The organism is Streptomyces sp. NPDC097619 (genome assembly GCF_040302735.1).
Taxonomy (GTDB): domain Bacteria; phylum Actinomycetota; class Actinomycetes; order Streptomycetales; family Streptomycetaceae; genus Streptomyces.
In genome coordinates this window covers 77,135-84,547 of the sequence record NZ_JBEOSD010000014.1, presented here as the reverse complement: position 1 = coordinate 84,547, position 7,413 = coordinate 77,135, and the positions used below count along the sequence as shown (strand labels likewise).

The 7,413-nt window shown below is 76.4% G+C and carries 8 protein-coding genes; 6 read left to right on the top strand and 2 right to left on the bottom strand.

Annotated elements, in window-relative coordinates; genetic code table 11:
- The first annotated feature begins 213 nt into the window (after positions 1-213).
- From ABTZ17_RS06475 to ABTZ17_RS06460, 4 genes are all read left to right on the top strand, one after another.
- Positions 214-3,423 (top strand): nitrate- and nitrite sensing domain-containing protein, encoded by a 3,210-nt coding sequence (locus tag ABTZ17_RS06475; protein ID WP_352194370.1) that lies wholly within the window; start codon positions 214-216, stop codon positions 3,421-3,423.
- A 98-nt stretch (positions 3,424-3,521) separates the two neighbouring features.
- Complete coding sequence (locus ABTZ17_RS06470; RefSeq protein WP_352194375.1) at positions 3,522-3,917, top strand: roadblock/LC7 domain-containing protein; 396 nt, start codon at positions 3,522-3,524, stop codon at positions 3,915-3,917.
- Positions 3,918-3,931: 14 nt separating this feature from the next.
- Complete coding sequence (locus ABTZ17_RS06465) at positions 3,932-4,390, top strand: DUF742 domain-containing protein (protein ID WP_352194369.1); 459 nt, start codon at positions 3,932-3,934, stop codon at positions 4,388-4,390.
- Positions 4,387-5,016 carry a GTP-binding protein gene (locus tag ABTZ17_RS06460; protein ID WP_352194368.1) on the top strand — a complete coding sequence of 210 codons (630 nt, stop codon included), beginning with the start codon at positions 4,387-4,389 and terminating at the stop codon, positions 5,014-5,016. The genes ABTZ17_RS06465 and ABTZ17_RS06460 overlap by 4 nt, the downstream gene beginning before the upstream one ends.
- Positions 5,017-5,072: 56 nt before the next feature.
- Here ABTZ17_RS06460 and ABTZ17_RS06455 read toward each other — a convergent pair whose 3' ends face one another.
- Positions 5,073-5,501 carry a PPOX class F420-dependent oxidoreductase gene (locus ABTZ17_RS06455; RefSeq protein ID WP_352194367.1) on the bottom strand — a complete coding sequence of 143 codons (429 nt, stop codon included), beginning with the start codon at positions 5,499-5,501 and terminating at the stop codon, positions 5,073-5,075.
- A gap of 97 nt (positions 5,502-5,598) precedes the next feature.
- Between ABTZ17_RS06455 and ABTZ17_RS06450 the strand changes: the two genes are divergently transcribed.
- Positions 5,599-6,027 (top strand): roadblock/LC7 domain-containing protein, encoded by a 429-nt coding sequence (locus tag ABTZ17_RS06450; protein ID WP_352194366.1) that lies wholly within the window; start codon positions 5,599-5,601, stop codon positions 6,025-6,027.
- Positions 6,028-6,144: 117 nt separating this feature from the next.
- Complete coding sequence (locus ABTZ17_RS06445; RefSeq protein ID WP_352194365.1) at positions 6,145-7,095, top strand: DUF6397 family protein; 951 nt, start codon at positions 6,145-6,147, stop codon at positions 7,093-7,095.
- Here ABTZ17_RS06445 and ABTZ17_RS06440 read toward each other — a convergent pair.
- Entirely contained in the window at positions 7,012-7,413 is a 402-nt protein-coding gene (locus ABTZ17_RS06440) for a YchJ family protein (protein ID WP_352194364.1), read from the bottom strand. The two genes, ABTZ17_RS06445 and ABTZ17_RS06440, sit on opposite strands and share 84 nt — an antisense overlap.

Genomic DNA, 7,413 nt, shown 5'->3' with positions numbered 1-7,413 from the left:
AGCTCGGCCTCCAAGGTCCTCGAAGAGGAGCCGAGACGAAGCGCGGAACGCGCGCAGTGCCGCGAGGTGCGGTGCCAGGCGTCGCGGGCCAGGCAAGATCCGGAAGACACGGCCTAGCCCGGCCACCGCCGCGCCCCCCGGTGACCCGATCGCCCCACCTGCCCGACCCACCCCTCCCGCACCACCCGTACGGCCACCCGGAACGAGGAGTCCATGCGCACACCCCGCACCCCCCAGGACGCCCCGGCGTCCCGGCTGCCCGCGCCCCCGGCGCGCGGTCGCCGCGCGCACGCCGGACCGCCCGCCGACGAGTACGCCGGCTACGCGGGTCGCCCCGGGGACCGCGCGGGGGAGGGCCCCCGGCGGCCCGGACTCCGCCCCGCCACGGTCCGCGCGAAGATCATCTCGCTGCTGATGGTCCCCGTGGTCTCCTTGCTCGCCCTGTGGGCCCTGGCCGCCGTGGGCACCGCCCAGGACGTCTCCCGCCTCAGCCGCCTCCAGCGCGTGGACGAGCAGATCCGCATCCCCGTCGGCCGGGCCGTCACCGAGCTCCAGGCCGAACGCCGGGCCGCCGTGCGCTACCTGGCCGCGCCCGGCGCGGTGCCGGCGGCCGCCCTGACCGAACGCGGCCGTCGCACCGACACCGCCGTCGCCGCCCTGCGCCTGGGACCCCGGCACACCGTGGCCGACTCCGGGGACCAGCCCCCGGCCGTCGCCCGGAGCCTGCGCGCCTTCGTCGCGGCGGCCGAGGCCCTGGCCGCCGACCGGGCGGCGCTCACCGCCCGCGAGACCGGCGCGGACACCGCCTTCGACTCCTACACGGAGGTCATCGGCACCGCCTTCGCCGTGCAGGGCACCCTCGCGGAGGGCGGCGCCGGCACCGCGGGAACGGCCGCGGGCGCGGCCCGCGACACCGGCTCCCGCGTGCTGCTGGAGTTCGCCCGCGCCACCGAACAGCTCTCCCGGGAGGAGGCCCTCCTCGCGGGGGCCGACGCCGCGGCCGACGCTCCCGGCGGACCGGGGACCCTGCCCGCGGAAACGGTCCGCCGCTTCACCGCCGCCGCCGAGAGCCGCCGCACCCTCACCGAGGCCGCCGCCCCGGACCTCCCCGCCGTCCAGCGCGCCCAGTGGGAGCGCACGGCCAGGAGCAGTGGCTACGCCGCCCTGACCGCCGCCGAGGACGCCCTGCTCGCGCCGGCCCCGGAAAGGGCCCCCGAACCGGCCCCCGCGGCCGGGAACGGAGCGACGACGGGCACCGGCTCCGGCACGGACTCCTCCGACCGGGGGACCGGGACCGACGCCGGCACGGACGGGGACCGCGCGCGGGGGCGGACCGTCCCCGCCGGTTGGGAGGCCGCGGTCGGTGAGGTCGCCGCCGCGATGCGCGCGGTGGAGACCGGCGCCCACCAGGGCGCCGCCCACCGCGTCGACCCGCTGGTCAGCGGGGTGCTGAGCGCCTCCGGCGGGGCCGTCCTGCTGGGCCTGCTGGCCGTCGCCGCCTCGCTGGTCATCTCGGTGCGGATCGGCCGCGGGCTCGTCGTGGAGCTGGTCGCCCTCCGCAACGACGCCCTCGACATCGCCCGCCGCAAACTCCCCTACGCCATGGACCGGCTCCGCGCCGGACAGGAGATCGACGTGGCCGCCGAGGCCCCCGTCGGGCCCCGGCCCGAGGACGAGATCGCGGAGGTGGCCGAGGCCCTCGCCACCGTGCACCGGGCCGCCCTCGACGCCGCCGTGGAACGAGCCGAACTGGCCGGCGGGATCTCCGGGGTGTTCGTGAACCTCGCCCGCCGCAGCCAGGTCCTCGTCCACCGGCAGCTCACCCTCCTCGACTCCATGGAGCGGCGGGCCGACGACCCGGGCGAACTCGGCGACCTGTTCCGCCTCGACCACCTCACCACCCGGATGCGGAGGCACGCCGAGAGCCTGATCATCCTCTCCGGCGCCGCACCGGGCCGGGCCTGGCGCACCCCGGTCCCGCTCACCAACGTCGTGCGCGCCGCGGTCTCCGAGATCGAGGACTACCCGCGCGTGGAGGTGCACCGCCTTCCGGAGGCCGCCGTGATCGGCGGGGCCGTGGCGGACCTCACCCACCTCCTCGCCGAACTCATCGAGAACGCCGCCCAGTTCTCGCCCCCGCACACCAAGGTGCGGGTCAGCGGCGAGCAGGTGGGCACCGGCTACGTCCTGGAGGTGGAGGACCGCGGACTCGGCATGGGCCGCGACACCCTCGCCGAGGCGAACCGGCGCATCGAACAGTCCGAGGGCCTCGACCTCTTCGACAGCGACCGGCTCGGCCTGTTCGTGGTCAGCCGTCTCTCGGCCCGCCACGGCATCCGGGTCCACCTCCGGACCTCGCCCTACGGGGGCACCACGGCCGTGGTCCTGCTGCCCGCCGCGCTCCTCCAAGGCGCCCTGCCGGTCGCAACCCCAACGGCGGGGGCCGCCGGTGACCCGCGGGACGGGAGCCACCGGGGCGCGGACGCGCAGGAGCGCTCCGGGGACGGCCGGTCCGGGGGTGTCGACGACCCGGTCGCCGCTCGCCCGGTGCCGCAGACGGTGGCCTCCGGGGTCCGCGGCGGTGGAGCGGACGCCGACGTGCCCGGTCCCCCGTTCCCCGGCGCCGACCGGCGCCCGGTCCGGCCCGCCGACCGGTACCCGGCCGGGGAAGGGCACGGGACCCGGGGCGGCGGTCACGGCGGGGCGGGCCCGGCCCCCCACGGGCCCACGGGCCCCGCACACCCCGCCGGGACGGGCCCCGAGTCCGCCCGCCCGGACCCGCTGCGCCCGGACCACGGGCCGCGCCCCGATCGCCCGGTGCCCGTGGGAACCCTCCGGGACGGAGTCCCGCACCGCGCCGAGGGCCGGGACCGGGACGGCGACCGGATGCCCGGCGCCGGACCGGCGGGCGGATCCACCGCCCGCGACGCGGCCCGCTCCCCGCGCGCGGCGGGCCCCGCCGGCCACGAACAGGGCACCACCGACCGTGCGGGTTCCACCGGGGCGGCCGATTCCCCCGCCGCCGGTGCCGCCGGTGTCGCCGGGGAATCGCGTCCGGCCACCGTGGCCACCCTCCGGCCCCGCGGCGCGCAGGGTCCCCGCACGGGTCGCACCGGTCCGCCGCCCGCCGCCGGCCCGCAGCGGTCCGGACCCGGTGGGGCCGGGCCGGGCCTGCCCGACCCGATGGGGCCGCTGCCCGCCGGGGTCACCGCCCTGCCCCGGCGGGTCCGGCAGGCCAGCCTCGTGCCGCAACTGCGCGAGTACCACGGCCCGGACGGACCCGGCCCCCGCTCACCCCGGACCCCCGCCGACCGCAGCCCCGAGGACGCCCGGGACCGGATGGCCGCCTACCGCGACGGCTGGGCGCGGGGCACCGCCGAGGACACCCACCCCACCGCCACCACCCGAGGAGAAGACTCGTGATCGAACACCAGAGAAGCGGTTCCGGAGACCCGCGGACCGCCGGTGGACCCGGAGGGGCGCAGCAGGGACCGCTCGGCGCGGCCGGCCGTTCCGGGGAACTGGACTGGCTCCTGGACGACATGGTGGCCCGGGTCCGCGAGGTCCGGCACACCGTGGTCCTGTCCAACGACGGCCTCGCCGTGGGTGCCTCCAGCGCCCTCAGCCGGGAGGACGCCGAGCACCTCGCCGCCGTGGCCTCCGGGTTCCACAGCCTGGCCAAGGGGGCCGGACGGCACTTCCGGACCGGTTCCGTCCGCCAGACCATGGTGGAGATGGACGAGGGCTTCCTCTTCGTCGCCGCCGCCGGGGACGGCTCCTGCCTCGCGGTGCTCAGCACGGCGGCGGCCGACATCGGACTGATCGCCTACGAGATGGCCCGCCTGGTCAAACGGGTCGGCGAACACCTCTACACCCCGCCCCGGTTCGCGGGCGGCCGTCCCCCCGCCGCGGGCTGAGGACGGGACGGCCCATGACCGGCCACGGCCCCCTCGCGGACGGCCCGCGACCCGGCACGGCGCCCGCCCCGGACCGGGCCGCCGCCCCGACCCCGTCATCGCACTGGTACGACGCCGAAGCGGGTCCCCTCGTGCGGCCCTACGCGATGACGGGCGGCCGGACCAGACCCGGACCGAGCGGGGTCCGGTTCGACCTGATCGCCCTCGTCGCGGTGGACCCGGCGGGGGCCGGGGCGGCCGGCGAGTCCCTGATGGGTCCGGAACACCGGGCCCTGCTGGCGCTGTGCCGGGCCGAGACCCAGTCGGTGGCCGAGCTCGCCGCGGACGCCGACCTGCCGATCGGAGTGGTCCGGGTGCTCCTCGGGGACCTGCTGGAGGGTGGACACGTCCGGGTGAGCCGCCCGGTGCCGCCCGCCCAACTGCCGGACGAACGGATTCTGCGGGAAGTCATCGAAGGATTGAGGGCGTTGTGACGGACAGGGAACAGGACCGCACCGGGGAGGACGAGGAGCTCGCGGCCCTCGCCCTGAAGATCCTGGTGGCCGGGGGGTTCGGGGTGGGCAAGACCACCCTGGTCGGCGCGGTGAGCGAGATCCGCCCGCTGCGCACCGAGGAACTCCTCAGCGAGGCGGGGGAGTCGGTGGACGACACCGGGGGAGTGGACCAGAAGACCACGACCACGGTCGCCATGGACTTCGGGCGCATCACCATCAGGGAAGGACTCTCCCTCTACCTCTTCGGGACCCCGGGGCAGGACCGCTTCTGGTTCCTGTGGGACGAGCTCTCCCAGGGCGCGCTGGGCGCGGTGGTGCTCGCCGACACCCGGCGCCTGGAGGACTGCTTCCCCGCGGTGGACTACTTCGAGCACCGGGAGATCCCGTTCGTGGTCGCGGTCAACTGCTTCACGGGGGCCCGCACCTTCGGGGCGCACGAGGTGTCCAAGGCCCTGGACCTGGAGCAGGGCACCCCCGTGGTCCTCTGCGACGCCCGCGACAAGGACTCCGGCAAGGAGGTGCTGATCCGGCTCGTGGAGTACGCGGGCCGGGTGCACGCCGCACGACTGCTGCACGCGGTGGCCCCGCGGGCCGAACAGGTCTGAGCGGCCCGGCCGGACCCGGCCCGCGGTCGGGCCCGGATCCCGACCGGGCCCCGCGGTCAGTCCGCGATGTCCGCGTGGGCGATCACCTTCTCGATCCGGACCCGTACCAGCAGCTCGCCGGGGACGGCGTTGCGGCGCCCGAACGCCTCCGCGTTCTCCTCGCCCATGTAGCGCCCGCCGATCCTGGTGGCCCAGCGCAGCAGCTCCGCCGGATCCTCGTCGATCTCGGCGCGGCCCTCGATGACCACGAACGAGAACGGCGGGCGGTCGTCGTCCACGCACAGCGCCACCCGGCCGTCACGGGCCAGATTCCGCCCCTTGACAGTGTCCTTCCCGGTGTTGAAGACAAAGGAGTCCCCGTCCAGAACGAACCAGACGGGAGCGATGTGCGGGCTCCCGTCGGCACGGACCGTGGAGAGTTTCCCGGTTCGGGTGGAATGCGAGACGAACTCCCGCCATTCCTCTTGAGTCATTCTCTTCGCCATGGGGACATCCTCCTTGCCCGAAAGCCGCTGGTGGGGAAGGCTTGCGGGACGAGCACGCGGGGGCGGGGGCGACCGCGCGGACGGGGAGGCTACGTTCATGGCGCTGGACAGGCAACTCGACTGGCTGCTGGACGACTTGACCAGGCGCGTCCATCAGGTGCGGCATGCGGTGGTGCTGTCGAACGACGGTCTGGTGACCGGTTCCAGCGGCGGCCTCGAACGGGCCGACGCCGAACACCTCGCGGCGGTCTCCGCGGGCCTCCAGAGCCTGGCCAGGGGTTCGGGGATGCACTTCGGGGCCGGTCGGGTCCGGCAGACGATGATCGAGTTCGACGAGGGGATGCTCTTCGTCATGGCCGCCGGCGAGGGCAGCTCCCTGTGCGTGCTCAGCGCCGCGGAGGCCGACATCGGCCAGGTCGGGTACGAGATGACCCTGTTGGTGAACCGCGTCGGCGAGCACCTGAGCGTGGCGGAACGGGCCCGCGCCACGGAGGGCGGCCTCGGCGGACGGGGCGACTTCGGGTAGTTGTCCACAGGCCGGGCGGGCCGTCGTCGCTTTCGGTTACGTTCTGTCGCACCGAGTCACCGTGGCTCGGGGTCCGGGGCCGTCGTGCCCGGGGCCGTGCGACCCGTGGAGTCCGTCATGACCGCGTACCCGTTCCGCCCCGTCCACCCCCTCGTGCGCGCGGCGTGGTCCGCTCCGGCCGCACCCGCACCCGCACCCATCACCGGCGCCGCGTACGGGTCCGTCCCCGCGGCGATCGCGGAGCGGACCTGCACCGGATCCCGGGCCGCCGCCGAGCTCGCGCTGCGCCGCGGCGAGTTCGAGACGGCCGTGCAGCTGGGGCTGGTGCGGACCGCGGCCCGCGGGCCCGACGGGGTCCGCCACTACGCCCGGGCCGAGCTGGACCGGATCAGGGCCCGACCCGGATTCCCCGAGACGCTGCGGGGCAGGGTCCGCACGGTGGGCGCCGCCCCGGGCGCCGCGCTCCTCGGCATCAGCCCCGGCCGGTTCGCCCGGCTCGCCCGCTGCGGGTACCTCACCCCGGTCGCGTACCGGGTCAACCGCTACCGGGCCGTGGTCTGGTGTTACCTGGAACGGGAGGTCCGGGCGCTTGCCGAGCGGCACCCGGTGCTGCTCAGCGGCCGGGCGTCCGAGCGGGACCGGGACCGGATCGCCGCCGGCACGGACCTGCGGGCCAGGAACTGGCGAGGCAGGCACGCCGGCATGCTGCTGGGACAGCGCACCGATCCGTGGGAGCGGGCCGCCGTCCCCGCCTGGCTGCTCGGACCGGCAGCGCTCGCCGCCGCCGTACCCGACCCGGCCGTGCGCAGGCTCCTCGAAGCCCTCGCCCCGGCCCCGCCGTTCGGGCACCCCCGCACCGGCGAGGCCGCCCGCACCGCCGACCCGCTGCTGCGCGCCGCGGAGCCCGACGAGATCGCCTGGTACCGGGCCGGCCTCGGACTGGCCCTCGCCGAGGCCCGGACGGCCCCGACCGCACCGCTCCGGTCAGTCGAAGGAGACCGGGGACAGCGGGCCCACGTACACCCAGGCCCCGTCCTCCCGCACGAACCGGCTGTCCTCGTGGAGTGAACCGGCGTGCCCGCCCTCGCGGTAGTGCGCCCGGAACTCCACCGAGCCCTCGGTGTCGAAGAGACCGCCGCGCCCGGTTCCCAACACCTCCAGCTTCACCCAGCGCTGCTCCGGATCCAGGTCCAGGGAGCGCGGCCGGGTCCCGGCGGCCCAGGAGCGCAACAGGTAGGCGGTGTCCCCGACGGCGAAGGCGCTGAAGCGGGAGCGCATCAGCAGCTCGGCGGTCGGCGCCTGCTGCCCGCCGGAGTGGAAACGGCCGCAGCAGACCTCGTAGGGGGCGGGCAGCCCGCAGGGGCAGGGGAACGGGGCGGAGCTCAT

Excerpts from the sequence above, each read along its gene's own strand:
- ABTZ17_RS06465 (WP_352194369.1), top strand. The coding sequence starts at position 3,932 with ATGACCGGCCACGGCCCCCTCGCGGACGGCCCGCGACCCGGCACGGCG.
- ABTZ17_RS06455 (WP_352194367.1), bottom strand. The coding sequence starts at position 5,501 with ATGGCGAAGAGAATGACTCAAGAGGAATGGCGGGAGTTCGTCTCGCAT.
- ABTZ17_RS06450 (WP_352194366.1), top strand. The coding sequence starts at position 5,599 with ATGGCGCTGGACAGGCAACTCGACTGGCTGCTGGACGACTTGACCAGG.
- ABTZ17_RS06445 (WP_352194365.1), top strand. The coding sequence starts at position 6,145 with ATGACCGCGTACCCGTTCCGCCCCGTCCACCCCCTCGTGCGCGCGGCG.
- ABTZ17_RS06475 (WP_352194370.1), top strand. The coding sequence starts at position 214 with ATGCGCACACCCCGCACCCCCCAGGACGCCCCGGCGTCCCGGCTGCCC.
- ABTZ17_RS06440 (WP_352194364.1), bottom strand. The coding sequence starts at position 7,413 with ATGAGCTCCGCCCCGTTCCCCTGCCCCTGCGGGCTGCCCGCCCCCTAC.